The sequence below is a fragment of the Actinomadura rubrobrunea NBRC 15275 genome (genome assembly GCF_001552235.1).
In the GTDB taxonomy this organism is placed as follows: Bacteria; Actinomycetota; Actinomycetes; order Streptosporangiales; family Streptosporangiaceae; genus Spirillospora; species Spirillospora viridilutea.
In genome coordinates this window covers 1-24,203 of sequence record NZ_BCQU01000076.1, presented here as the reverse complement: position 1 = coordinate 24,203, position 24,203 = coordinate 1, and the positions used below count along the sequence as shown (strand labels likewise).

Here is a 24,203-nt window from a genome sequence, read left to right as displayed (position 1 = left end):
CGGCACCGCCCGGGCCGCACACCTGGGCACACGGTCTCAGGTGCACGGCCCCGGACACGCCGATGGCCCGGCCAGGGGCCCGGACACGCCGATGGCCCGGCCAGGGGCCGGGCCATCGGGACGAGCCGCGTCAGAGCGGGATGTTGCCGTGGGCGCCGCGCGCCGGGGTCGCCTCGGCGATGGCGCGGGCCAGCGCCCCGCGGGTGGTCGTCGGCGTGATGACCTCGTCGACGACGCCGAGCTCGCGGGCGCGGTCCAGACCGCCGGCGATCCGCTCGTGCTCTTCGGCCAGCTTGGCCTCCAGGGCCGGGCGCTCCTCCTCGGGCACGGCGGCCAGCTTGCGGCGGTGCAGGATGCGCACGGCCGCGACGGCGCCCATGACGGCGATCTCGGCGGTGGGCCAGGCGAACACGCGGGTCGCGCCCAGCGAACGCGAGTTCATCGCGATGTACGCGCCGCCGTACGCCTTGCGGGTCACCAGGGTGACCCGCGGCACCGTGGCCTCGGCGAACGCGTGCAGCAGCTTGGCGCCGCGGCGCACCACTCCGCCGTGCTCCTGGCCGACGCCCGGCAGGTAGCCGGGCACGTCCACCAGCACCACCAGCGGCACCCCGAACGCGTCGCACATGCGGACGAACCGGGCGGCCTTCTCGGCGGACGCGGCGTCCAGGCAGCCGCCGAGCCGCAGCGGGTTGTTGGCGATGACGCCGACGGTGCGGCCGCCGAGGCGGCCGAGCGTGGTGACGATGTTGGGCGCCCACTTGGGGTGCAGCTCGACCGCCGCGTCCACGTCGTCGAGCACGCCCTGCACCAGGGGCTGCACGCTGTAGGCCCGGCGGGGGTTGTCGGGCAGCACGCCGGAGAAGTCGCGCTCCTCGACGTCGTCCGGGCGGATGCGGCCCTGGTGGCCGAGCAGCACGGCGAGCTTGCGGCCCTGCGCGATCGCCTCGGTGTCGTCCTTGGCGACCACGTGCACCACGCCGGACTTGCGCGAGTGCGGCTCGGGGCCGCCGAGCGAGGCCATGTCGACGTCCTCGCCGGTGACCGACCGGACCACGTCCGGACCGGTCACGAAGATCTTGCCGCCCTCGGACATGACGACGATGTCGGTGAGCGCGGGCCCGTAGGCGGCGCCCCCGGCGGCGGCGCCGAGCACCACCGAGATCTGCGGGATCACGCCGGACGCGTGGGTCATCGCCGCGAACACGGTGCCGATCGCGTGCAGCGACTCGACGCCGTCGGCCAGGCGGGCCCCGCCGGAGTGCCACAGCCCGACGATCGGGATCCGCTCCCGGACGGCCAGGTCGTAGGCGGCCACAATGACCTCGCAGGTGGCGGCGCCCATGGCGCCGCCCATGAGGCGCGGGTCGGAGGCGAACGCCACCACCGGCACCCCGTCGACCCGCCCCTGCCCGGCCAGGACGCCGCTGTCGTCGCCGGCCTCCGCGCGGCCGCCGAGCGGACGGAAGGAGCCCGCGTCGAAGAACGCCTCGAGCCGGGTCCGCGGGTCCCGCGGGTCGGCCTCCTGTTTGTCTGAGGTGGCTGCCGGGTCCACGACCCGGTTGTCGAGCACAGTCACGTCCGTAAGCTCCTTGTGTCACACCGACGGGGCGGGCCCGCGGAAGCGGATCGTCAGACGGCGCGCTGGAAGGCGACCGACACGTTGTGGCCGCCGAAGCCGAACGAGTTGTTGAGCGCGGCGATCGGACCGTCCGGCAGCTTGCGCGGCTCGCCCCGAACGATGTCCAGGTCCACCTCGTCGTCCAGGTCCTCCAGGTTGGCGACGGCCGGGACCAGGCCCTCGCGCAGCGACAGGATCGTGATGACCGACTCCAGCGCGCCGGCGCCGCCCAGCAGGTGCCCGGTCATCGACTTGGTGGCGGTGATGCACAGCTTCCGCGCCGCCTCCTCGCCGAGCGCGGCCTTGATGGAGGTCAGCTCGGCGATGTCGCCGGCCGGGGTGGAGGTGGCGTGCGCGTTGATGTGCACGATGTCCTCCGGCGTCAGGCCCGCGTCCGCCAGCGCCCGGCGCATCGCCTTGGCCTGCCCCTCGCCGGACGGGTCCGGCAGCACGATGTCGTAGGCGTCCGCGGAGTAGCCGCAGCCGGCGGCGATCGCGTGCACGCGGGCCCCGCGGGCCCGGGCGTGCTCCTCCGACTCCAGGATCATCATGGCCGCGCCCTCGCCGAGCACGAAGCCGTCGCGGTTCTTGTCGTAGGGCCGGGAGGCGCGCTCCGGCTCGTCGTTGCGGGTGGACAGCGCCCGCATCACGCCGAACGAGGCCATCTGCAGCGGGTGGATGCACGCCTCGGTGCCGCCGCAGATCACCACGTCGGCCCGGCCGGTGCGGATCATGTCGATGGCGTAGCCGATCGCCTCGGCGCTGGACGCGCACGCGCTGACCAGGGTGTGGGACCCGGCCGTCGCGCCGAACTCGATGCTGATGTGGCCGGAGGAGCCGTTGGGCATCAGCATCGGCACGGTGAACGGGGTGACCCGCTGCCAGCCCTTCTCCCGGAAGGTGTCGTAGCTGTTGAGGGCGGTGTGCAGCCCGCCGATGCCGCTGGAGACGACCACGCCGAGCCGCTCGCCGTCGACCTGGAAGCCGTCCTTGGGGCCGTCGTCGCCGCCCTTGCCGCCCTTGCGCTTGACGGGCGGGGCGAACCCGGCGTCCTTCCACGCCTCGCGCGCGGCGATCAGCGCGATGGCCTGGCAGCGGTCGAGGCGGCGCAGCTGGGCCTTGGGGATCAGCTCGGAGGGCTCCACGGCCAGCTGCGCGGCGAACCGGACGGGCAGCCGGTCCACGTTCTCCCAGTCCAGCTTGCGCACCCCGGATTCGCCGGCGAGCAGCGCGGACCAGGTCGACGGCACGTCGCCGCCGAGCGGGGTGGTGGCCCCGAGCCCGGTCACCACGACTTTGGTCTGGTTTGTGCTCATGTGAGTGCTCCTAGCGAACGGGGGGAGGCGGACGGCTCCACGGCGAGAAGCGGTCGGCGGCGCGGCATCGCATCCCCGGGCCGGATGATGCTCGGGCCGGGCGCCCGGGCCGGATGCGCGCCGCGCCGCTCGCCGCGGACGGCCTTACTGCTGCAGGTTCTGGACGTAGACGATGACGTCCTTGACCGTCTTGAGGTCCTTGAGCTTGTCGTCGGGGATCTCGACGCCGAACTTGTCCTGGGCGGCCACCGCGATCTCCACCATCGACAGCGAGTCGATGTCCAGGTCGTCGACGAAGCTCTTCTCGGGGGTCACCTCGGACTTGTCGATCCCCACGATCTCGTCGATGATCTCGGCGAGGCCGTCCAGGATCTCCTGCTCGGTGGCGACTGCCATGTGTGTGCTCTCCTTCGTGGTCGGATCGTCGTCGGGTGGGCCCCGCGTACGTCAGGGAAGGTGGATGACTTGGGCGGCGTAGGACAGCCCGGCGCCGAACCCGACCAGCAGGGCCGGGGCGCCGGACGGCACGTCGCCGCGTTCGATCATGCGCGACAGCGCCATGGGGATGGACGCCGCCGAGGTGTTGCCGGAGTGGACGATGTCGTCGGCCACCACGGCGTTGACCGCCTTGAGCCGCCGCGCGATCGCATCGACGATACGCAGGTTGGCCTGGTGGGGCACAACGGCCGCCAGCTGATCGGGGGCGATCCCGGCGCGCTCGCACGCCTCCAGCGCGACGGGCGCGACCGCGGTGGTGGCCCAGCGGAACACCGCCTGGCCCTCCTGCTTGATGAACGAGCGCCGGTCCGCCACGGTGATCTTGTCGGCGAGCTCCCCGGCGCTGCCCCACACCACCGGGCCCACGCCGGGCTCGGCGGCGCCGGTGACGACCGCCGCGCCCGCGCCGTCGGCGAAGATGATGCAGGTCGACCGGTCGTTCCAGTCGATCCAGTTGCTCATCTTCTCCGCGCCGATGACCAGCGCGTTGCGGGCGCTGCCGGCGCGCACGGCCGAGGCGGCGGTCTCCAGCGCGTAGCAGAAGCCGGCGCAGGCCGCGTTGAGGTCGAACGCGGCGGGGGCCTTGACGCCGAGCCGGTGCGCGACGCTGGCGGCCTGGTTGGGGATGGTCGTCTCGACCGAGCAGGTCGCCACGATCACCAGGTCGATGTCCTCGGGGGACAGGCCGCTGGCCGCCAGGGCCTTGCCGCCGGCCTGCACGGCCATGTCGCCGACGGTCTCCTCGGGGCCGGCGATGCGGCGTTCGGCGATGCCGACGCGGCTGCGGATCCACTCGTCGCTGGTGTCGACGATCTTGGCCAGGTCGTCGTTGGTGACGACCTTGGCGGGCTGGTAGTCGCCGAACGCGAGGATGCGGGCGCCGGGCGAGCCCTGGGACAGGCGCAGCGCGGGCGCTTCGTACGCGGCCGTCATGACGCGTGCGCCTTGATCAGCTCGCGGGCCTTGTCGAGGTCCTCGGGGGTCTTGAGGGCCAACAGGTCCAGTCCCTTCAGCTCGCGCTTGGCGATCCCCACGAGCGTGCCGGCGGGCGGCAGCTCGATGATCGCGCTGACGCCCAGCTCCCGCATGGTCGCCATGCAGCGGTCCCAGCGGACGGGGGCGCTGACCTGGGCGACCAGCCGGTCGAGGTACTCGCGTCCGTCGCGCACGACCGCGCCGTCCCGGTTGGACAGCAGCGTGATCTCCGGGTCGCGGACCGGCACGCCGGGCGCCAGGCGGCGCAGCGCGTCGACGGCCGGCGCCATGTGCTCGGTGTGGAACGCGCCCGCCACCGACAGCGGACGCAGCCGCGCCTTCGGCGGCGGGTCCTCCTTGAGCGCGGCCAGGCGGTCCATCGTCCCGGCCGCGACGACCTGGCCGGCGCCGTTGACGTTGGCCGGGGTCAGGCCGTGCTTCTCGATGACGGCCAGCACCTCGTCGGGGTCGCCGCCGAGCACGGCGGTCATGCCGGTCTCGGTGACGGCGGCGGCCTCGGCCATCGCGCGGCCTCGTTCGCGCACCAGCACCAGCGCCGTCTCGGGCGTCAGCACCCCCGAAACGGCGGCGGCGGCAAGCTCGCCGACGCTGTGTCCGGCCACCGCGTCCGGCCGCTCGTCGCCCTCGTAGAGGGTCTGGAACGCGGCGAGCGCCGCCGCGACCAGCAGCGGCTGCGCCACGGCGGTGTCGCGGATCTCCTCGGCGTCGGCGGTGGTCCCGTATCGGATCAGGTCCAGCCCGGTGACCGCGGACCACCATGTCAGGCGGTCGGCGACACCGGGCACCTCAAGCCACGGGCTCAAAAATCCTGGTGTCTGGGCGCCCTGACCGGGCGAGGCGAGGAGAATCACAGGCCCCAGCTTCCCCTCTGCGCATCTGCGGTGGTGATGCCGATCGGCACGAACTTTCGACGGGGGCCTTTGTACGACCTCTACAAGGCGGGGGAGCGGGGAGGGCCGGCCGCGCGGCTACGGCCGCGGATCGCGTTCGCTGAAGCGTCCGAGCACCAGCGCGATCCGCAGCGTGAACGCGTTGCGGCCGTCCGTCGGCACCAGCCCGGTCAGCTCGGCGACGCGGCGCAGCCGGTAGCGGACGGTGTTCGGGTGGACGAACAGCAGCCGCGCCGTGGCCTCCAGCGACGAGCCCTGTTCCAGGTAGGTGGTGAGGGTGTCCAGCAGCGGCGCGCCCGCGGCGCACATCGGGTTGTAGACCTGCTCCACCAGATACCGGCGGGCCTCCTCGTCGCCGTCGAGCGCGCGTTCGGGCAGCAGCTCGGCGGCCAGGACGGGGCGCGGCGCGTCCGGCCATCCGGCGGCGGCGCGCAGCCCCGCCAGCGCGGCGCGGGCCGAGACGGTGGAGCCGTACAGGTCGTCGACCTGCGGGCCGACCACGACGGGGCCGGGGCCGCACTTGGCCGCGATGTGGCGCGACGCCTCCAGCGGGTCGACGTCCCCGCCGACGATGACGATGACGCGGCGGCCCTGCACCCCGGCGAGCACGTCCACCCGGGCGCGGCGCGCGGCCAGCTGCATCTGGTCGATGGTGACCTCGGGCTCCTCGTCCTCGGGGGTGTACCCGGCGACGACGGTGACGGGCTTGGACGTCCAGCCGAGCGCGGCGGCCCACGAGTGCATGCCGTCGTCGACCTCGCCGCGCAGCACCGCGTTCACCACGAGCGCCTCCAGCCGGGCGTCCCAGGCGGCGCGGGTCTCGGCGGCGCGCGCGTACACCTGGGCGGCGCCGAACGCGACGTCGCGCGTGTAGCGGAGGATCGCCTCGCGCAGCTGCGCTTCGCCGCCGGGCGCGGCGAGTTCGTCCAGCCGCGTCTCCACCACGTCGATGATGACGCGGATCATGTCGATGGTGTGCTGCAGCTTGATGGAGCGCATCAGGTCGCGCGGGGCGGTGCCGAACACCTCTCCGGCGATGGCGGGACGGGTCTTCTCGGCGTTCTTGAACCACTCCACGAACGCGGCGATGCCCGCCTGGGCGACCAGCCCGATCCAGGAGCGCTGCTCGGGCGGCATGCGCCGGAACCAGGGAAGCTGTTGCTCCATCCTGGCCAGGGCGGCGGTCCCGAAGGAGCCCATGGCCTTTTCCAAGCGCTGCGTGGTCTGTTCCCTGAGAGCGGCCTCGTTCGTGCTTTCCACGTCCCCAAGGGTGCCACCAACCAGGCGAAGTTCCGCGCTCACCTGTGCTTCGACTTGCGGGAACAGACGCGGGAGTCACACACGGTGGCGTCTTCGAGACGTCCCGGAGCGACAAGAGTCACATTCCGCGGCGACCGCGGCTCACCGCTGTCGGGGCCGTTCGAAGCGGTGCGCGGCCGCCCACAGGACGGCCAGGACGGCGGCGAAGAGCGGCAGCCACGCCAGCCGGGCCGCGATCCATCCGGCGTGGTCGGGCGCGGTGTGCAGGCCGGTCAGCGGGCCGACGGTCAGGTCGGTCGCCATCGTGGCGGCCATCAGCGCGGTCTGGTGCCACAGGAAGATCGTCATGGCGGACAGGTTGGCCAGCGCGATGGCGGCCCACACGCGCGGCCGCCGCATGCAGCGGGTGAGCGGGCCGCGGGCCAACAGTGCCAGCCCGCATTGGGCCAGGCCGAACGCCACGGCCGCCAGGGTCGGCGGATTGAGGTTGGACACCTCGGCGCCCGGCACCCCGACCATGCTCGCCGGGTACCCGGCCGTCAGGATGAGCGCGCCTGTCGCGGCGGCGCCCCCGCCCAGCAGGAGCCAGCCGGTGCGAGCGCTCGCCAGGGCTCCGTGCCCCCATGCCACGCCCAGGTAGAACGGCACGAGCCATCCGGTCAGCACGGTGCCCCAGCCGATCCACCCTGGAGCGTCCCACCCGAAGCGGGCGAGGTCGAGAAGCGCGGTCGCGGTCAGGGGCGCGAGCACGCCCCGCACACCGAGCCGGTTCCAGACGGCCACCACCATAGGGGTGAGCGCGATGAGCGTTCCGTACACGCCCAGGAACCACAGCGGGCTCAGCACCAGCTTCAGCAGTGTGCGCAGTGTGTCGGACGGCAGTCCGGCCCATGCCAGCACCCCGGTGGCCACCGCCCACGCCAGCAGCAGGACGGGCACGGGGCGTAGGAGTCGCGCCAGGCGGCGACGCACCCACGGCACGTACGGTTCCCCGGCGCGGTGTCCTTTCGCCGCCGTGTATCCGCCGACGAGAAAGAACACCGCGAGTGTCTGCAACACCCAGGAGGCGGGCGCCAGATGCGGCATCGCCGACAGCGGGCTGTTCACTCGCAGCCGCCCGCCGCCGGTGTCGACGAACGCGGTCACCAACCAGTGCCCGAGCACCACGCCGAGGATGGCCAGGGCGCGCAAGGCGTCGACCGCGCGGTCGCGGTCGGGCGGTGTCGCCGCCGCGATCCGCGTCGCCAGAGTGGGCCGCCGTGCGTCAATCACGGGTCACCTCCGCCGTGCGGCCGAGCGCGATGTAGGTGAGGTTGCGCAGTGACACCGATCCGGGACGCAGGTATCCGCTGTGCGCACCCTTCCCGGCGGCGAAACGCAACGCGCCGAACGACTCGGCAGCCGGGTCGGGGCCGAACCCCAGGCCGGCCACACGCACCTTAGGCACGTACCGCGTCCAGTCGCCGTCGGCCCGTCCCGCCCATACGCGCGCCCTGGTGTGCATGGCCGCGACCGACGAGACGGTGACGCCAGGACTGCCGTACAGCGCGATGTCGTCCACTGGCAGCGACCGCAAACCACTGGCGGCCTTGCCGCATATCACCGAGCCGTAGCTGTGGCACAGCAGCGCCATACGGGCGCGCCCGTTGGCACGGTGCAGCTCCGACAAGAAGCGGTGCAGCTTGCGCGCGCCGTCGGAGGCGCGTCCTGGGGTGAGCACTGTCGGGCTGATGGTGGAGGGGGAGGAGTATCCGAGCCAGGCCACCACCGCGACACGTACGCCGGGAGCCGTCCGCCGCGCCTGCCGGTAGACGGCGCGGGCGCCGCCGCCCGCCCACTTGGGATCGTCGAAGTTGGACAGCCGGCCGTCCGCGCCCGGCACCAGCACCGCCACCCGTTCGGCTCGGGCGAGGTCGCCGACGACCTCGACGGCCTGGCCGTGGCCGCGCGCGTCGAACGCCAGGAAGCGGCGTCCGGGCGCGAGGAACGCGCGCAGCGCCTCGGCGCGGTCGCCGTCCCCCAGTTGACGCGCGGCGACGTAGGCCCGCCGGATGTCGTCGCGGACGACGGCGTAGCGCGCGTCGAGCGAGGCGGGCGACAGCTGCGGCCCGGCCTGCGGCGCCGCGTACGGCGCAGGGTGGCCGGCCCCGGCGGTCGTCGCGACGACCGCCGGCACGGCCGCGGTGACGGCCAGGGCCCTTCGGGGGACGGGGCTGCGCACGGGCGGTGTCCTTCCTGGTCAGCGGAGTGCACTGGCCAGGAAGCTAGGAGCCGCCGCCCGTAGCCCGGATCACACGGCGGAGCCGTCCTTCCGCGTCGTCCCCAGGTATGACGGGGGTGACGCTGACGGGGTGACGCTGACGGGGTGACGCTGACGGGGGTGACGCCGACGCTAGTCGCCGGGACGGACCAGGCCGACCTCGTAGGCGTAGACGATGGCCTGCGGCCGGTCGCGCAGGCCGAGCTTGGCGAGGATGCGGCCGAAGTGCGTCTTGACGGTCTGCTCGGCCACCACCAGTCGGGCGGCGATCTCGGCGTTGGACAGCCCGCGGGCGACGAGGGTCAGCACCTCGGTCTCCCGTTCGGTCAGCTCGCCCAGCCGCTCCCGGGACGGCGCGCGCGGCGCGCCCAGCCGGGCGAACTCGGCGATCAGCCGCCGCGTCACCGACGGGGACAGCAGCGCGTCGCCCGCCGCGATGATCCGCACCGCCTCGGCCAGCTCGGCGGCGGAGGCGTCCTTGAGCAGGAAGCCGCTCGCGCCCGCGCGCAGCGCCTCGTACACGTAGTCGTCGAGGTCGAAGGTGGTGAGCATGAGCACCTTCGGGGGAGGCGCGCCGCCTGGGTCGGCGTCCTTGAGCAGCCGGCGGGTCGCCTCCAGGCCGTCCATGACCGGCATCCGCACGTCCATGAGGACCACGTCGGGCCGCGTCTCGGCGACCACCGCCAGCGCTTGCGCGCCGTCGACCGCCTCGCCGACCACCTCGATGTCGGGCTGGGCGTTGAGCAGCACCCCGAACCCGGTGCGGACCATGCCCTGGTCGTCGACGATGACCACGCGGATCGTCATGTCCGGGTCCCCAGCGGGAGCGTGGCGGTCACGGCGAAGCCTCCTTCGGGGGTGGGTTTGGCGGTCACCCCGCCGCCCAGCATGGCGGCCCGCTCGCGCATGCCGACCAGGCCGTGCCCCTCGCCGGGCGGCGACAGCGACGACGGGCGGTGCCCCGGGGCGGGGGGACCGTTGATCACGCTGATCAACAGGATGCCCTCCTGCTGGATCAGCTCGACGTCCACGACGGCGCCGGGGGCGTGCCGCATGACGTTGCTGAGCGCCTCCTGCAGGATGCGGTACGCGCTGAGCGCGACGCCCTGCGGCACGGCCGCCAGGTCGCCGGTGACGCTGCTGTTCACGGTCAGCCCGGCGCCGCGGGCGGACCGCATCAGCGCGTCCAGCCGGTCCAGCCCCGGCTGCGGCGCGGTCTCCACGCCGTCCTCCGAGCGCAGCACGCCCAGGATGCGGCGCATCTCGGTGAGCGCCTCGAGCGCGGTCGCGCGGATCTCCGCCAGATCCCGGCGGATCTTGTCGGGCACCTCCGGCACCGTGTACGGCGCGGCCTCCGCCTGGATCGCGATCATCGACATGTGGTGGGCCACCACGTCGTGCAGCTCCCGGGCGATGCGCTGGCGCTCCTTGAGCACGGCCTCGGCCTCGCGGTGCCGCTTGCGCTGCTCGGCCAGCTCCCGGGCCGCGGCCTGATCCCGTTCGGCCAGCTCGTCGCGGGTCTTCTGGCGCAGCCGGACGAACGCCCCGATCAGCAGCGGCACCGCCACGAACACCGCCGCGCCGGCGCCCGTCTGCTGGTCGACCAGCAGCACCCCGAGGACGGACCACAGTCCGACGCCGACGGTCAGGGTGACCGAGCAGCGCACCGCCACCGTGTAGAGGATCAGCACGCCGGCGACCGATCCGCCCGGGGGGAACGGCACGTCCAGCCAGTGGTGCGTCCCGGAGTAGAGCATCGCCACGTACAGCAGCCGCCACGCGGCCACGGGATGGCGTTCGCGCAGCGCCATAGGCAGCGCCAGCAGGAACGAGGCGATGCCCAGCTCCCCGTTCGACACCGACAGGCCGCGTTCGGCGGTCTCGGTGACCAGCAGGGAGTACGTCCCGAAGGCGATGATCACCGCTATCGCCAGGTCGATCACCTGGAGGACGACGGCGAACGGCAGGCGGTTCAGGCGGGTGTCGCGCAGCCGCGGCGGCCACGGCCGGTCGGCCCGGCGCGGCTCTGCCGCCCCGGCGACGCCGGCGACGAAGGGCCGCACCGCCAGAACGAGCGTCTGCGCCAGGCCCTGCTTCGGGGTGTCGTCGCCGCTCATGTGCGCAAGGCTATGGCCGCCGCGGGCCTCGGCGAATGACACCGTGGTGCGACTTCGAGGTCATACCTGGGTACGGTCGGGGAGTGGACCCCGTGGAGGCGTTGCGGCGCATCGCGTTCCTGCTGGAGCGCGCGCACGAGCCGACCTACCGTGTGCGGGCGTTCCGGAACGCGGCCGACCTGGCCGGGCGCACGCCGCGCGACGAGCTGGCCGAGCGGGCGCGGCGCGGCACGCTGACCGAGCTGCCCGGCATCGGCAAGGTCACCGCCCTGGTGATCGAGGAGGCGCTGCGCGGGGAGACCCCGGTGTACCTGCGGCGGCTGGAGGCGACCGAGGGCGCGCCGCTGGACGAGGCGGCCGCGGCGCTGCGGCGGGCGCTGCGGGGCGACCTGCACACCCACAGCGACTGGTCGGACGGCGGCGCGTCCATCAGGGAGATGGCCGAGACCGCCCGCGACCTCGGCCACGACTACATCGCGCTGACCGACCACTCGCCGCGCCTGACCGTGGCGAACGGGCTGTCGGCCGAGCGGCTGCGGCGGCAGCTGGACGCGGTGGCGGAGCTGAGCGCCGAGCTGGCGCCGTTTCGCGTCCTGACCGGCATCGAGGTCGACATCCTCGAGGACGGCTCGCTGGACCAGGACCCGGAGCTGCTGGACCGGCTGGACGTGGTGGTGGCCAGCGTCCATTCCAAGCTCCGCATGGACCGCGCGGCGATGACGCGGCGGATGGTCGCGGCGGTGCGCGACCCGCGGGTGAACGTCCTGGGGCACTGCACCGGGCGGATCGTCAAGGGCGGCGGGCGGCGCGGCGGCGTGCGGCCGGAGTCGCAGTTCGACGCCGCGCTGGTGTTCGACGCCTGCGCGGCCTACGACGTCGCGGTGGAGATCAATTCGCGGCCGGAGCGGCTGGACCCGCCCAAGCGGCTGCTGCGGCTGGCGGTCGAGGCGGGCTGCCGGTTCGCGATCGACTCCGACGCGCACGCCCCCGGCCAGCTCGACTGGCAGCCCAACGGCTGCGACCGCGCCGCCCGCTGCGGCGTCGCGCCCGAGCAGGTCGTCAACACCATGAGCGCCGACGACCTGCTCGCCTGGGCGCGCGGGGGCTCCTGAGGGCCGGGCGGTCATGCGCCGAGGGCCGGGCGGTCAGGCGCCGAGGGCACGGACCATGCGCATCAGGGTCTCGATCTGCTTGCCGCCCTTCATGTCGTAGGCGGTGTCCCCGCCGTACCCCCACCAGTTCCAGCAGCCCTGGGGGTTCGTCAGAGCGCTGGCCGTGGCCTGCGGGTAGAGGACGACGAGGTTGTTGGTGTCGGCGTATTCGTTCAGGTAGGCCCTGGTGACGAACGTGGTGCCGATCGTGTTGTAGCCCTGCTGGCATCCGTGCAGGGCGACGATCAGGCGGCACGACGCCCCATTGGCGCAGTTCTGCGGGATGTAGGCGAACCCGGTGCCGCCCATGCTGATGGACGCCGCGTTGCCGTTGGGGGCGTACTGGTTCTGGTCGAAGCTCAGGAGCGTGCCGGTGGGCGTGGACGCGGGGGCGGCGACGCTGCCGAGCAGATGGCGCAGCATCGACCCCTCAGGGTCGTCGGAGCACTTGTTGATGTACGGCGTGTAGGTGGCCACGCACGGGTTCGGGCCGATCGGGCTGACCCAGGCGTGCCCGGCCAAGGAGGTCTTGGTGTACGCCACGTTCGCGCCGAAGGCCTGGTAGAACGTGGCGAGCCCGTCGGTGACCGACTGCTTCACGGTGTAGTCGTTGACGCCGTGGTAGAGCCACACCTTGTGCCCGGCCAGGTTGGAGACGGGGTCGATGCGGCCTTGGGCGGCCCGGTCGGACGCGATGCGCTGCAGCTCGGCGGGGTTGTCGTCGTACAGGTCGTTCATGCACGCGAGCTGCGCGGTGGTGATGCTGCCGCGGGCGCAGTGGTACGCCCCGGCGCTGAAGATTCCGACGCCTTTGACCGTGCCGGAATAGGCGACGTGCAGCTGGTCGGCCATGTAGCCGCCGGACGACACGCCGCTGGCGTAGACGGCGCTGATGTTGAGGCGGGGCAGCGATTCCGCCGCCGCGGCGGCGGGGGACTGGGCGGTCGTGGCGATCAGTACGCCCGCGACCGCGCTCAGGACGGTCGCGAGCTTGCGAGTGGGGAGTTTCATCGATGACCTCCCGTCGGGGTGGATTAGCCGCTGAGGGAGCAGCTGTTGGCGGGATCCCCCGAAGTGGGCCGGGGCAGGGTGGCGCTCGGCGGAGGCGCCTGGCCGCCCGCGACCCAGGTCTCCAAGGCGCTGAACGCGCTGCGCATGCACGGCAGCAGCGGTCGGAGCCGGTCTGGGTAGGCGTCGTAGAGGCCGTCGACGTGGTTGCCGCCTTCGAGCCGGTAGTAGCGGTACGGCGCGGCCTTCGACGCGCGCACCATCTGCGCGTACACGTCGGAGACCTTGGCGATGGGCAGCAGCGCGTCGTACGTGCCGTGCAGGGTGATGAGCGGTTTGCGGATGCGTCCGGTCAGAGAGATGCGCTCGACCGCCCTGCGCACCGATGCCGGACGTGAGAAGTAGTCGTAGTCGGCCTCCGCGCCGGTGTAGGAGGGGTCGAGCTCCTGGCGGTAGATGCGCTGGGTCAGCCCCCAGTACACCTGGTCGTGGTACGGCCACAGGAACTCTGAGCCGGGAGCGAGGCCGGCGTCGAGAAGGGCCCGGTGCGCGGCCGGGTCCCCGGTCTCGGCGTACGACGGGTACGCGCGCAGTATGGGCGGCAGGAACGTCAGCGCGTTGGGGCCGTCGGCGCGCCACAGGGTGCCTTCGGAGTCGATGCCTCCGTCGTACAGCTCCGGCCGGTTCTCCAACTGCCAGCGCACCAGGTAGCCGCCGTTGGAGATGCCGGCGGCGAAGGTGCGGCGCGGGGGCCTGCCGTAGCGCTGCGTCACGACCGCTTTGGCCGCGATGGTCAGCTGCGTCACCCGGTGGTTCCATTCGACGATGGCGTCCCCGGGGCGGCGGCCGTCCTTATAGAACTCGGTACCGCTGTTGCCCTTGTCCGTGGCGGCGAACGCGTATCCCTTGGCGAGCACCCAGTCGGAGATGGCGAAGTCGTTGGCGTACTGGCGGCGGTTCCCCGGCGATCCCGTGACGACCAGGCCGCCGTTCCATTTCTCGGGCAGCCGGATGACGAACTGCGCGTCGTGGTTCCAGCCGTGGTGGGTGTTGAAGGTCGAGGAGTCCGGGAAGTAGCCGTCGATCTGGATTCCCGGCACCCCGGTCGGGTTGCGCGTGCCCGCCGGGTGCAGCCCCGCCCAGTCGTCCCGGACGGTGTGGCCGGACGCGACCGTGCCCGCCGTCGTCAGGTCGTCCAGGCAGGCCGCGACCTGGTGCTGCGCGCCCGGGACGACGAGCCGCGCGCCGCACCCCGTCTGGGCGCGGGCGGGGGCGGGCATGAGCGTCAGCGCGGTCAGGGCGGCGGCGCCCGTGCTGAGAAGGCGAAGACGAACTGTCGGCATGGCGGCTCCTTCGCCGGGGAGGTGAACGCCCGCCATGGTCCTCGCGGCGCGTGACACGGGCCACGTTGCCGGGACCCACTCTTGGCCGCCGCGATGTGGGGACGCCCGCCACCCCGCCGCCAAACCCCGGCGACAGAGGTGTGATGTGGGCCACCTCGGTGTTCGGGCCCGCGAATGTGTGGACGCGCCACATGGCCGCGTCACCCCGGGACTCCTAGCGTTCACGGTCACGGCGGCCCGGTGTGGTCCGGGTCACGTCGCGAGTGCGAGGAGGCTGCATGGACGGTCCTGTCCTGCGCGCCCGGGGCCTGGTCAAGGAGTTCCGCGGGTTCCGGGCCGTGGACGGCGTGGACCTGGACGTCGCCGAGGGCAGCGTGCACGCGCTGGTCGGGCCCAACGGCGCGGGCAAGACCACGCTGTTCAACCTGCTGACCGGGTTCCTGCGGCCGTCGGCGGGCAGCGTGCGGCTGGAGGGGCGCGAGCTGGCGGGCCTGAGCCCCGAGCGGATCGCCCGTCTCGGCGTGGCCCGCTCCTTCCAGATCACCAGCCTGTTCGCCGAGCTCACCCCCCGCCAGCACGTGGAGCTGGCGCTGGCCGGCCGCACCGGCCTCGGCTGGCGGTTCTGGAAGTCCGACCGCGCGCTGGGCCGCTTCTCCGGCCGCGCCGACGAGCTGCTGGAGCGCGTCGGCCTGGCCGACCACGCCCACGTGCCGGCCGCGTCGCTGGCCTACGGGCGCAAGCGCGCCCTGGAACTCGCCCTCGCGCTGGCGCTCGACCCGAAGGTGCTGCTGCTGGACGAGCCGACCGCCGGGATGGGCGTGGAGGACGTCGACCGCACCGTGGACCTCGTCCGCCGCGTCCGGGACGGCCGCACGGTCGTGCTGGTCGAGCACAACATGAACGTGGTCGCCAGCCTGGCCGACCGGGTGACCGTCCTGCAGCACGGCCGCGTCCTGGCCGAGGGCCCCTACGCCGAGATCCGCCGCGACCCCCGCGTCGTCGCCGCCTACCTGGGAGACTCCGATGCTGCGCGTTGACCGTCTGTCGGCCTGGTACGGCGAGGCGCAGGCGCTGCGCGAGGTGTCCCTGGAGGTCGCCGAGGGCGAGATCGTCACGCTGGTCGGCCGCAACGGCGCCGGCAAGACCACCCTGCTGCGCTGCCTGATGGGGCTGCACGGCAAGACGTCCGGGACGATCGAGTTCCTGGGCGAGGACATCACCGCCCTCGGCCCGCACCGCCGCGCCCGCCGCGGCCTCGGCTACGTCCCCGACGACCGCGGTGTCTACGCCACGCTCACCGTCGAGGAGAACCTGCTCCTGCCCCCCGTCAGCGGCAAGGACGCCTGGCCGCTGGAGCGGGTGTACGAGACGTTCCCTCGGCTGCGCGAACGGCGCCGCTTCCCCGGCACGAAGCTGTCGGGCGGCGAGCAGCAGATGCTCGCGCTGGCGCGCGTGCTGCGCACCGGGGCGCGGCTGCTGCTGTGCGACGAGCCCACCGAGGGCCTGTCCCCGCTGATCGTCCAGCAGATCGGCGACATCCTGCGCGAGGTGAAGGCGGCGGGCGTGACCGTGCTGCTCATCGAGCAGAACGTGCACTTCGCCGCCACCGTCGCCGACCGCCACCACCTGATCGCCGAGGGCCGGATCGTGGAGTCGATGGACAACGCCGAGGTCCGCGCCCGCGAGCACGAGCTACTCGACTACCTCGGAATCTAGGAGAACCCCCATGGTGATTTCCCCGCGCGCGGCGGCATCCGGCGGTCCGGCCCGGGTGCGCCGCTGTGTCGTCCCGTCGCTGGCGCTGGCGGCCGCCGGAGCGCTGCTCGCCGGATGCGGCGGCGGCCCGGCCGGCGGCGGCGGCAAGATCAGCGACGGCAAGGTCGTGCTGGCCGTCCTCAACGACCAGTCGGGGGTCTACGCCGACGTGTCCGGCCGCGGCGGCGTCGAGGCGGTGCGCATGGCCGTGGCGGACTACAAGGCGAAATACGGCGACAAGGCCGTCGCCGACACGATCGAAGTGATCGCCGCCGACCACCAGAACAAGCCCGACGTGGCCAACTCCAAGGCGCAGGAGCTGTACGACCGGCGGAAGGCCGACGTGATCCTGGACGTGCCGACCTCCTCGGCCGCGCTCGCCGTCGCCAACGTCGCCAAGAACAAGAAGAAGGTGTTCATCGACATCGGCGCCGCCACCACCGAGCTGACCGGCAAGAGCTGCAACAAGTACACCTTCCACTACGGCTACAACAGCTACATGCTGGCGCACGGCACCGGGACGGCGCTGACCAAGGACGGCGCCAAGAACTGGTACGTGGTCTACCCGGACTACGCCTTCGGCCAGGACATGCAGAAGACGTTCACCGCCGCCGTGCGGAACGCGGGCGGGAACGTGGTCAAGTCCGACCCCGCGCCGTTCCCCAATGACAACTTCTCCACGTTCCTGCTGAAGGCCCCTGGGCTCGATCCCAAGCCGCAGGTGCTCGGCACCATGCAGGCCGGCGGCGACCTGGTGAACCTCGTCAAGCAGTACAACGAGTACAAGCTGCGCGACAAGGGCGTGGGCCTCGCGGTCGGGCTGATGTTCATCACCGACATCCACTCCCTGGGCCCGGACGCCCTGTCGGAGACCCGCTTCACCGACTTCTGGTACTGGAACATGGACGCCACCAACCGGGCGTGGGCCGACAAGTACCAGGCCAAGACCGGCAAGCGGCCCACGGCGGTGCAGGCCGGCGACTACTCGGCGGCGCTGCAGTACCTGGAGGCCGTGCAGCGGGCCGGCACGGACAAGTCCGACGACGTCGTCAAGCAGCTGGAGGGCGCCAAGGTCAACGACGTGTTCGCCCGCAACGGCACGATCCGCGCCGAGGACCACCTGCTGACGCACGACGTCTACCTGGCGCAGGTCAAGGCGTTCAAGGACGTCAAGGAGCCCTGGGACTACGAGAAGATCCTGAAGACCATCCCCGCGGCCGAGGCGTTCCAGCCGGTCGACCCCGCCTGCAAGCTGTGACGTCCCGGAGGCCCTCGTGCTGGAACAGGCGTTCAACGGGCTGGTGAGCGGGTCGTTCTACGCCCTGCTCGCCCTCGGCCTGGCCGTCATCTTCGGAATGCTGGGCGTGGTCAACTTCGCCCACGGCGCGTTCTACATGCTCGGGGCGTTCGGCGCGTTCATCCTGCTGGACTCCTTCGGCGTGAACTTCTGGGTCGCGCTGTTCGTCGTGCCGATCGTCCTGGGGCTGGCGGGCATCGCGCTGGAACGGCTGTTCATCCAGCGTCTCGCGCCGCTCGACCCGCTCTACAACTTCCTGCTGACGTTCGGGCTGGCGCTGATCCTGCAGGACGTGGTGAAGCACCGGTACGGGGTGCAGTCGCAGCCGTACCCGCGCCCCTTCGGCGGCTCCATCGACCTGGGGCTGTTCACCTACCCCGCCTACCAGGTGTTCGTGCTCGCCGTGTCGCTCGCGGTGTGCGGGACGGTGTGGCTCGTCCTCACCCGCACCCGCGTCGGGATGATCGTGCGGGCGTCCACCGAGCGGCCCGAGCTGACCCGCGCGCTCGGCATCGACGTGGCGCGCTGGGTGTCGCCGGTGTTCGGGTTCGGCATCGCGCTCGCCGCGTTCGCCGGGGTGCTCGCCGCGCCGATGCGCGCGGTCAACCCGCTGATGGGCGCCGACCTCATCATCACGGTGTTCGCGGTCGTGGTGATCGGCGGGCTCGGGTCGGTGTTCGGGTCGGTCGCCGCCGGGTTCGCCGTCGGCCTGGTGTCGGCCCTGGGCAACCTGTACGTGCCCGCGCTGTCCCAGACCCTGGTGTTCATCCTGATGGCGGCCGTGCTCCTGTGGCGCCCGGCCGGGCTGTTCGGACGCGAGGAGGCGCTGTGATCCTCTCCATGCTCGCCCGGCGGCCGGTGCCCGCGGTCGCCGGGCTGGCGGTGGCGCTGGCCCTGCCGTGGCTGATCTACCCGCCGGTCGCCATGGACATCGCCTGCTGGGCGCTGTTCGCCGCGGCCGTGGACCTGCTGCTCGGCTTCACCGGGCTGCTGTCGTTCGGGCACGCCGCGTTCTGGGGCGGCGCCGCCTACACCGCGGGCCTGATCGCGCTGCACACCGGCCTGCCGTTCCCGGCGGCGGTGCTGGGCGGCGCGCTGCTGGCGGCCCTGCTGGCGGTGCCGATCGGATACCTGTCGGTGCGGCTGCGCGGCATCTACTTCGCCATGGTCACGCTGGCGTTCGCGCAGATGGTGTACTTCGTCGCCAACCAGTGGCGGGACGTGACCGGCGGCGAGAACGGCCTGCAGGGCATCCCCCGCGAACTGTTCGGGCTGGACCTGTCCGACCCGTTCTACTTCTACTACGCGGGCCTGCCGTTCGTGCTGGCCGGGTTCTTCGTCGCCTGGCGGATCGTGCGGTCGCCGTTCGGCCGCGTGCTGGTGTCGATCCGCGACAACCCGGCCCGCGCCCGCGCGCTCGGCTACCCGGTGGACCGGTACAAGCTGCTGGCGTTCGTCCTGTCGGCGGCGCTGTCGGGCGTCGCGGGCGGGCTGTTCGCCATCAGCCACGGCTTCGCGTCCCTGCAGGAGGTGTACTGGACGACGTCCGGGCAGGTCGTGATGATGGTCGTGCTCGGCGGCATCGGCACCCTGTGGGGCGGCGCCCTGGGCGCGGCGCTGATCGTCGAGCTGAACGACCGCCTGGCCACGGCGGGCTTCGAGGAGACCGGCATCATCACCGGCGCCATCTTCATGCTGGTCGTGCTGGTCTTCCGCCGCGGCATCTGGGGCACGGTCCGCCACCTGCTGGCCTCGCGCGCCGGCGCCTCCCGGGCGGCGGCCCCGGAGCCGTCGGATAACAAGCCCGCGAACTCCGACACGCTCTCCGACGCCCGCGCCTGACGGTGTGCAGCGCGCGCCTGAGCGCAGGCGCGCGCTGCACAGGCGTTCGAAGACGCCGCCGTAAGGTGTGCGGGCATGCCGTCAGCGCGGCGGGGTCACGCGCCCCGGAGGGCCGACCCGGCGCGCAGGCGGTGCAGCCGGAGCGCGAGCTGCACCTCCAGGGCCCGGTCGGGGGACTGCCAGTCCTCGCCCAGGAGCCGGCCCACGCGGTCCAGGCGCTGGGTGACGGTGTTGACGTGGATGTGCAGGCGTTCGGCGGTCCGCGACAGGCTGCGGCCGGTGCCGAAGTAGGTGTCCAGGGTCTCGATGAGCGAGGTGCCGCGGCGGGCGTCGTAGTCCAGCACCGGGCCCAGCGCGCTCGTCAGGAAGCCGTCCACGTCGCGGCCGTCCGCGATGAGCAGGCCGACGAAGCCCAGGTCCGCGGCGCCCGCGCCCTCCCCGTGGCGGCCGAGCGCCAGCAGCGCCTCGGCGCAGCGCGCGGCCTCCCGGGCGGCGGCCGCCACCTCGTCCGGCCCGTGCACGGGCCCCGCCGCGCCCACGGTGACCGGCGCGCCCAGGGAGGCGCCCATCTCCTTGGCCACGCGCCTGGCCGCCGCCCCGGGGTCGCTCCCGGGCAGCATCAGCACGACCTCCCCGCCCCTTGACGCGGCCAGCCCGCGCTCCACCGCCGCGTGCGACGCGGCCCAGAACGCCGCGCGGGAACGGTGGTCCGGCGACTGGTACCGCGCCGACAGCACCACGTGCGGCGCGTCCACGTCGACCCCGACCCGCCCGGCCCGCGCCTTGAACGCGTCGGCGTCCAGCTCCCGCCCCGACACCAGGTCGTCGAGCAGGTCGCCGCGCACGCGGCCCTCCGCCTCGGCCACGCTGCGGCGGAACAGCAGCAGCAGCGCGGTCACCAGCGCGGCCCGCTCCAGGATGCGGCGCCCGTCGTCGGGCACCTCGTCCGGCGCGCGCAGCACCAGCGTGCCCAGCATCTCGTCACCGGTGGACACCGACGCGATCCACAGGTCGCCCCGCCGCACCGTGCGGCCCTGCGCCCGGATGTTGCGGGCCGAGGCCATCACCCCGGACAGCTCCTCGTCGGTGAGGACGTCGGCGGGGTCGCCCGCCGTGGCCAGGCGCCGTCCGTCCGCGTCCAGGACGTGCAGCGTCCCGCCCAGCACCTCGGTGACGACGGCCGCCACGTCCTCCACCCCGCCGCCGCGCACCACCAGCGCGGTCATGCGGTCGTGCGCCTGCGCGGCCCGCTCCACCGCGGCGCTGTGCGCGCGGATCTCCTCGTTGGCCGCGCTCAGCTCCTCCAGCGCGGTGCGGGTCTCCTCCAGCAGGCGCGCGTTGTCGATGGCGACCGCCGCGTGCGCCGCCAGCGACCCCAGCAGCGCCACGTCCTCCTGGTCGAACGGCCGTTCCCTGCGGTTGGCCGCGAACAGCACCCCGATCACGCGGCCGCCCAGCATCATCGGCACGCCGAGGATCGCCACCAGGCCCTCCTCGGCCACCGCCGAGTCGATGAAGTCGCGGTGCCGGAAGCGCGGGTCGTTCAGGTACCGGGCGCTGGTGTAGGGCGTCGCTGTCTGCGCGACCAGCCCGCCCAGGCCGGCGCCCATCGGCAGCCGCAGCCGCCGGAACGCCGCCGACACCGACCCGTCCGTCACCCGCATGTAGGTGTCGCCGCGCTCCTCGTCGATCAGCGTCATGTACGAGATGTCCGCCGACAGCAGCCGGCGGGCGCGGCGCACGATCGCCTCCAGCACCGCGTCCAGGTCGCGCAGCCCGGCCAGGTCGCCCGCGGTGTCGAACAGCGCCTGCAGCTGCGCCTCGCGCCGCGCGTGCCGCCGCATCACCGACCGCACCCGCAGCGCCGCCAGCTTGGCCGCCTCCAGCTCCGCCAGCACCTCCGGCCCGGCGCCCGCCGCGCGGGCCTCCACCAGCGGCCCCTCGAACTCCACCGGGGACGCCTCGCGGGCCAGCAGCTCGAGAAAGACGGCGCAGGTCATGCGGGACATTCTGGGCGTCCCGGCCGCCGCCGGTCCATCCGCCGACCGACGCTCGGTCAGTGGGCGGTCCATCCGCCGTCCAGCGTGATCGACGCCCCGGTGATCATGGCGGCCCGCGGGGCGCACAGGAACGCCACCGTCTCGGCCACCTCCGCCGGCTCGATCAGCCGCTTGATCGCCGTCCGCGCCAGCATCACCTCGGTCGTCACCGCCTCCGGCGACAGGCCGTGGACCCGGGCCTGGTCGGCGATCTGCCCTTCCACCAGCGGCGTGCGCACGTACGCGGGGCACACGCAGTTGGACGTCACGCCGTGCGGCGCGCCCTCCAGGGCGATCACCTTGGACAGCCCCTCCAGCGCGTGCTTGGCCGCCACGTACGCCGCCTTGTAGGGGGACGCGCGCAGCCCGTGCACCGACGAGATGTTGACCACCCGTCCCCAGCCGCGCTCGTACATGCCCGGCAGCGCGGCCCGCACCAGCCGGAACGGCGCCTCCACCATGATCCGCATGATCGCGGTGAACGTCTCGGGAGGGAACTCCTGCAGCGGCGCCACGTGCTGGATCCCGGCGTTGTTGACGATGATGTCGACGTCGCAGTCGCGGGCCAGGGCGTCCAGCTGCCCCGGATCGGCCAGGTCGGCGACGCGGGCCGTCCCGCCGAGCCGCTCGGCCGCCTCCCGCGCCGGGCCGCCGCGCACGTCCACGATCGTCACCCGCGCCCCCGCCGCGGCGAGCCGCTCGGCGCAGGCCAGCCCGATGCCGCCCGCGCCGCCGGTCACCAGGGCGCGCCTGCCGCTCAGATCCAGATCGGCCGGGGCTGCGGTCTGGGAGTGCACGCTCGTCATGCCCGAAACCTACGGACGCCGCCGCCCCGCTCCTATGGAGACGGCGGACACAATGCCGCCCCGAACGGTGTGGCCGCCCCACGGCCGAACGGCCGACCTGCGGCGACGCCGCCGCGCGGGGGCGGCCGTCTCCGGTCCGACCGCGGCGGGCTACCGTCGGCGGTGCCGTCGAACGTGAGGTGGCCCCATGATCGAGATCACGCATCGCCATGTCCAGTCCACCAGCGGGCTGCGGATGCACATCGCCGAGGCGGGCAGCGGCCCCCTGGTCCTGCTGCTGCACGGCTTCCCCGAGTGCTGGTACTCCTGGCGGCACCAGCTCGTCGCCCTCGCCGAGGCCGGATACCACGCGGTCGCGCCCGACCAGCGCGGCTACGCCCGCACCGGCGGGCCCGCCCGCGTCGAGGACTGCACGATCCTGCACCTGGTCGGCGACGTCGTCGGGCTGATCGACGCGCTCGGCGAGGACCGCGCCGTCGTCGCCGGGCACGACTGGGGCGCCCCGGTCGCCTGGGCCACGGCGCAGCTGCGCCCCGACCGGGTGCGCGGCGTGATCGGCCTGTCGGTGCCGCACCGCCGCCGCTCCTCGCGTCCCCCCGTCGCGGCGCTGCGGGAGCAACTCGGCGACGGCTTCTACATGGTGTACTTCCAGCAGCCCGACGTGCCCGAGGCGGAGCTCGACCGCGACCGCGCCGCCACGTTCCGGCGGCTGCTGTACGCCGCGTCCGGCGACGCCCCCGGCCTGGTCCCGATCGTCCCCGAGGGCGGCGGCTTCCTCGACGTCTGCCCCGAACCCGAGGAGCTTCCGGGCTGGCTCACCGAGGACGACATCGCCGCGTTCGTCCGCGAATACGAGCCGAGCGGCTTCACCGGCCCCCTCAACTGGTACCGGAACCTGGACCGCAACTGGGAGCTCACCGCCGCCTGGCACCGCGCCCCGATCACGCCGCCGGCCCTGTTCATCGCCGGCGACCGCGACCTCGTCGCCGCCGCCCCGGGCGCCCGGGAGAGCGTCGCCTCGATGAGCGACGTCGTCCCCGATCTGCGCGGCACCGTCTGGCTGCCCGGCTGCGGCCACTGGACCCAGCAGGAGCGCCCCGACGAGGTCAACCGCGCCATGATCGACTTCATCGGCTCCCTGTGACGCGCTCCCCCGGCCGACCCCTGCCCGCCACTGGGCGGCGGACGCTGTCGGGGCGTCGACGCTTGAGTGGTTCGAGCCCAGACCTGCGAGGGCGCGAACCGCCCGCTCTGCCAAGCGGACGAATCAGGCAGTGTCGCGGGCGCCACATAGAGTCGACGCGTGAACCGTACCGACCGCCTGTACGCCATGGTGGAGGAGCTGCGGGCGTGCGCGCCGCGCCGGCTGAGCGCGCGGGAGCTGGCCGCCCGGTTCGAGGTCAGCGTCCGCACCGTCGAACGCGACATCGCCGCGCTCCAGCAGGCCGGGGTGCCGATCTACGCGGACGTGGGCCGCGGCGGCGGCTACACCCTCGACAAGAGCCGCACCCTGCCCCCGCTCAACTTCACCCCCGCCGAGGCCGTCGCCGTCGCGATCGCCCTGAGCCGGGCCGGCGGCTCGCCGTACTCGCGCGCGGCCCGCACCGCGCTGCGCAAGATCTTCTCGGCGATGTCGGCGTCCGACGGCGCCTCGGCCCGGGAGCTGGCCGACCGCATCCGGTTCCTGATCCCGGCCGAGGCGGACGCGCCCGCGTCGGTGCCCGCCGTGCTGGAAGAGGCCGTGGCCGCCCGCCGCGTGGTGCGCCTGCTGTACGTCGACGGCTCCGGCACCGCCACCGAACGCGACGTCGAACCGGTCGCGTTCACCGCCGGGTACCGCATGTGGTACTTCCTCGGCTGGTGCCGCCTGCGCGGCGAGGGCCGCGTGTTCCGCATCGACCGCATCCGCCGCGCCGTGCTGCTGGACGAGACCGCCCCCGAGCGGACCTTCGAAGACCTCGACTGCGACTACCCCGACGACCTCGTGGCCCACTCCCTGAAACT

22 protein-coding genes are annotated in these 24,203 nt (G+C 73.3%); 8 read left to right on the top strand and 14 right to left on the bottom strand.

The window, feature by feature from the left end; genetic code table 11:
- Positions 1–130: 130 nt before the first annotated feature.
- The 10 genes from AR3_RS21580 to AR3_RS21535 form a co-directional block, all read right to left on the bottom strand.
- Positions 131–1,579, bottom strand: a complete 1,449-nt coding sequence (locus tag AR3_RS21580; RefSeq protein WP_067916264.1) for an acyl-CoA carboxylase subunit beta — start codon at positions 1,577–1,579, stop codon at positions 131–133.
- Between the two features lie 53 nt (positions 1,580–1,632).
- Positions 1,633–2,937: a beta-ketoacyl-[acyl-carrier-protein] synthase family protein gene (locus AR3_RS21575; protein ID WP_067916262.1), complete on the bottom strand. Its 1,305-nt coding sequence runs from the start codon at positions 2,935–2,937 to the stop codon at positions 1,633–1,635.
- Positions 2,938–3,081: 144 nt separating this feature from the next.
- Positions 3,082–3,333, bottom strand: coding sequence for an acyl carrier protein (locus AR3_RS21570; protein WP_067916260.1), 252 nt, complete (start codon positions 3,331–3,333; stop codon positions 3,082–3,084).
- Between the two features lie 51 nt (positions 3,334–3,384).
- Positions 3,385–4,368: a beta-ketoacyl-ACP synthase III gene (locus AR3_RS21565; protein WP_174545470.1), complete on the bottom strand. Its 984-nt coding sequence runs from the start codon at positions 4,366–4,368 to the stop codon at positions 3,385–3,387.
- The gene (locus AR3_RS21560; RefSeq protein ID WP_083951757.1) at positions 4,365–5,282 is read right to left on the bottom strand and encodes an ACP S-malonyltransferase; all 918 of its coding nucleotides are present in this window, start codon (positions 5,280–5,282) and stop codon (positions 4,365–4,367) included. Before AR3_RS21560 ends, AR3_RS21565 begins: the two co-directional genes overlap by 4 nt.
- Positions 5,283–5,399: 117 nt before the next feature.
- Positions 5,400–6,581, bottom strand: coding sequence for a PucR family transcriptional regulator (locus AR3_RS21555; RefSeq protein WP_067916256.1), 1,182 nt, complete (start codon positions 6,579–6,581; stop codon positions 5,400–5,402).
- Positions 6,582–6,722: 141 nt separating this feature from the next.
- Entirely contained in the window at positions 6,723–7,853 is a 1,131-nt protein-coding gene (locus AR3_RS21550) for an acyltransferase family protein (protein WP_067916254.1), read from the bottom strand.
- Positions 7,846–8,802, bottom strand: a complete 957-nt coding sequence (locus AR3_RS21545; RefSeq protein WP_067916252.1) for an alpha/beta hydrolase — start codon at positions 8,800–8,802, stop codon at positions 7,846–7,848. Before AR3_RS21545 ends, AR3_RS21550 begins: the two co-directional genes overlap by 8 nt.
- Before the next feature lie 171 nt (positions 8,803–8,973).
- Positions 8,974–9,648, bottom strand: coding sequence for a response regulator (locus AR3_RS21540; RefSeq protein ID WP_067916250.1), 675 nt, complete (start codon positions 9,646–9,648; stop codon positions 8,974–8,976).
- Positions 9,645–10,958, bottom strand: a complete 1,314-nt coding sequence (locus AR3_RS21535) for a sensor histidine kinase (RefSeq protein WP_083951755.1) — start codon at positions 10,956–10,958, stop codon at positions 9,645–9,647. The genes AR3_RS21540 and AR3_RS21535 overlap by 4 nt, the downstream gene beginning before the upstream one ends.
- An 83-nt stretch (positions 10,959–11,041) precedes the next feature.
- Here AR3_RS21535 and AR3_RS21530 point away from each other — a divergent pair, with 83 nt between their 5' ends.
- Positions 11,042–12,070: a PHP domain-containing protein gene (locus tag AR3_RS21530; protein WP_217998686.1), complete on the top strand. Its 1,029-nt coding sequence runs from the start codon at positions 11,042–11,044 to the stop codon at positions 12,068–12,070.
- 33 nt (positions 12,071–12,103) lie between these two features.
- Here the strand turns inward: AR3_RS21530 and AR3_RS21525 are convergent, their stop codons facing one another.
- Both AR3_RS21525 and AR3_RS21520 read right to left on the bottom strand, forming a co-directional pair.
- Positions 12,104–13,120, bottom strand: a complete 1,017-nt coding sequence (locus tag AR3_RS21525; RefSeq protein ID WP_067916246.1) for an extracellular catalytic domain type 2 short-chain-length polyhydroxyalkanoate depolymerase — start codon at positions 13,118–13,120, stop codon at positions 12,104–12,106.
- Between the two features lie 23 nt (positions 13,121–13,143).
- Entirely contained in the window at positions 13,144–14,460 is a 1,317-nt protein-coding gene (locus tag AR3_RS21520) for a tannase/feruloyl esterase family alpha/beta hydrolase (protein ID WP_083951754.1), read from the bottom strand.
- Between the two features lie 278 nt (positions 14,461–14,738).
- On the opposite strand from AR3_RS21520, the gene AR3_RS21515 reads away from it, so the two are divergent.
- Genes AR3_RS21515 through AR3_RS21495 form a run of 5 tightly spaced genes read left to right on the top strand, consistent with a single transcriptional unit; the run spans position 14,739 to position 19,354 of the window.
- Positions 14,739–15,497, top strand: coding sequence for an ABC transporter ATP-binding protein (locus AR3_RS21515; protein ID WP_067916242.1), 759 nt, complete (start codon positions 14,739–14,741; stop codon positions 15,495–15,497).
- Complete coding sequence (locus tag AR3_RS21510; RefSeq protein ID WP_067916240.1) at positions 15,484–16,176, top strand: ABC transporter ATP-binding protein; 693 nt, start codon at positions 15,484–15,486, stop codon at positions 16,174–16,176. The genes AR3_RS21515 and AR3_RS21510 overlap by 14 nt, the downstream gene beginning before the upstream one ends.
- 10 nt (positions 16,177–16,186) lie before the next feature.
- Positions 16,187–17,473 carry an ABC transporter substrate-binding protein gene (locus tag AR3_RS21505; RefSeq protein WP_083951753.1) on the top strand — a complete coding sequence of 429 codons (1,287 nt, stop codon included), beginning with the start codon at positions 16,187–16,189 and terminating at the stop codon, positions 17,471–17,473.
- Positions 17,474–17,489: 16 nt separating this feature from the next.
- Complete coding sequence (locus AR3_RS21500; protein WP_067916238.1) at positions 17,490–18,344, top strand: branched-chain amino acid ABC transporter permease; 855 nt, start codon at positions 17,490–17,492, stop codon at positions 18,342–18,344.
- A complete protein-coding gene (locus AR3_RS21495) occupies positions 18,341–19,354 on the top strand; it encodes a branched-chain amino acid ABC transporter permease (protein WP_217998682.1) in 1,014 nt (337 codons plus the stop codon). The genes AR3_RS21500 and AR3_RS21495 overlap by 4 nt, the downstream gene beginning before the upstream one ends.
- Before the next feature lie 95 nt (positions 19,355–19,449).
- On the opposite strand, the gene AR3_RS21490 is transcribed toward AR3_RS21495, so the two are convergent.
- Complete coding sequence (locus AR3_RS21490) at positions 19,450–21,426, bottom strand: helix-turn-helix domain-containing protein (RefSeq protein ID WP_217998680.1); 1,977 nt, start codon at positions 21,424–21,426, stop codon at positions 19,450–19,452.
- Positions 21,411–22,199, bottom strand: a complete 789-nt coding sequence (locus AR3_RS21485; RefSeq protein ID WP_067916232.1) for a 3-hydroxybutyrate dehydrogenase — start codon at positions 22,197–22,199, stop codon at positions 21,411–21,413. Before AR3_RS21485 ends, AR3_RS21490 begins: the two co-directional genes overlap by 16 nt.
- A gap of 187 nt (positions 22,200–22,386) precedes the next feature.
- On the opposite strand from AR3_RS21485, the gene AR3_RS21480 reads away from it, so the two are divergent.
- Both AR3_RS21480 and AR3_RS21475 read left to right on the top strand, forming a co-directional pair.
- Positions 22,387–23,343 (top strand): alpha/beta fold hydrolase, encoded by a 957-nt coding sequence (locus tag AR3_RS21480; RefSeq protein ID WP_067916230.1) that lies wholly within the window; start codon positions 22,387–22,389, stop codon positions 23,341–23,343.
- Positions 23,344–23,502: 159 nt separating this feature from the next.
- Positions 23,503–24,203 (top strand): helix-turn-helix transcriptional regulator (locus AR3_RS21475; RefSeq protein WP_067916228.1); only part of this gene is annotated, 701 nt, incomplete at its 3' end.

Excerpts from the sequence above, each read along its gene's own strand:
- AR3_RS21510 (WP_067916240.1), top strand. The coding sequence starts at position 15,484 with ATGCTGCGCGTTGACCGTCTGTCGGCCTGGTACGGCGAGGCGCAGGCG.
- AR3_RS21480 (WP_067916230.1), top strand. The coding sequence starts at position 22,387 with ATGATCGAGATCACGCATCGCCATGTCCAGTCCACCAGCGGGCTGCGG.
- AR3_RS21575 (WP_067916262.1), bottom strand. The coding sequence starts at position 2,937 with ATGAGCACAAACCAGACCAAAGTCGTGGTGACCGGGCTCGGGGCCACC.
- AR3_RS21485 (WP_067916232.1), bottom strand. The coding sequence starts at position 22,199 with ATGACGAGCGTGCACTCCCAGACCGCAGCCCCGGCCGATCTGGATCTG.
- AR3_RS21520 (WP_083951754.1), bottom strand. The coding sequence starts at position 14,460 with ATGCCGACAGTTCGTCTTCGCCTTCTCAGCACGGGCGCCGCCGCCCTG.
- AR3_RS21505 (WP_083951753.1), top strand. The coding sequence starts at position 16,187 with ATGGTGATTTCCCCGCGCGCGGCGGCATCCGGCGGTCCGGCCCGGGTG.
- AR3_RS21515 (WP_067916242.1), top strand. The coding sequence starts at position 14,739 with ATGGACGGTCCTGTCCTGCGCGCCCGGGGCCTGGTCAAGGAGTTCCGC.
- AR3_RS21565 (WP_174545470.1), bottom strand. The coding sequence starts at position 4,368 with ATGACGGCCGCGTACGAAGCGCCCGCGCTGCGCCTGTCCCAGGGCTCG.
- AR3_RS21540 (WP_067916250.1), bottom strand. The coding sequence starts at position 9,648 with ATGACGATCCGCGTGGTCATCGTCGACGACCAGGGCATGGTCCGCACC.
- AR3_RS21535 (WP_083951755.1), bottom strand. The coding sequence starts at position 10,958 with ATGAGCGGCGACGACACCCCGAAGCAGGGCCTGGCGCAGACGCTCGTT.
- AR3_RS21570 (WP_067916260.1), bottom strand. The coding sequence starts at position 3,333 with ATGGCAGTCGCCACCGAGCAGGAGATCCTGGACGGCCTCGCCGAGATC.
- AR3_RS21490 (WP_217998680.1), bottom strand. The coding sequence starts at position 21,426 with ATGGACCGCCCACTGACCGAGCGTCGGTCGGCGGATGGACCGGCGGCG.
- AR3_RS21525 (WP_067916246.1), bottom strand. The coding sequence starts at position 13,120 with ATGAAACTCCCCACTCGCAAGCTCGCGACCGTCCTGAGCGCGGTCGCG.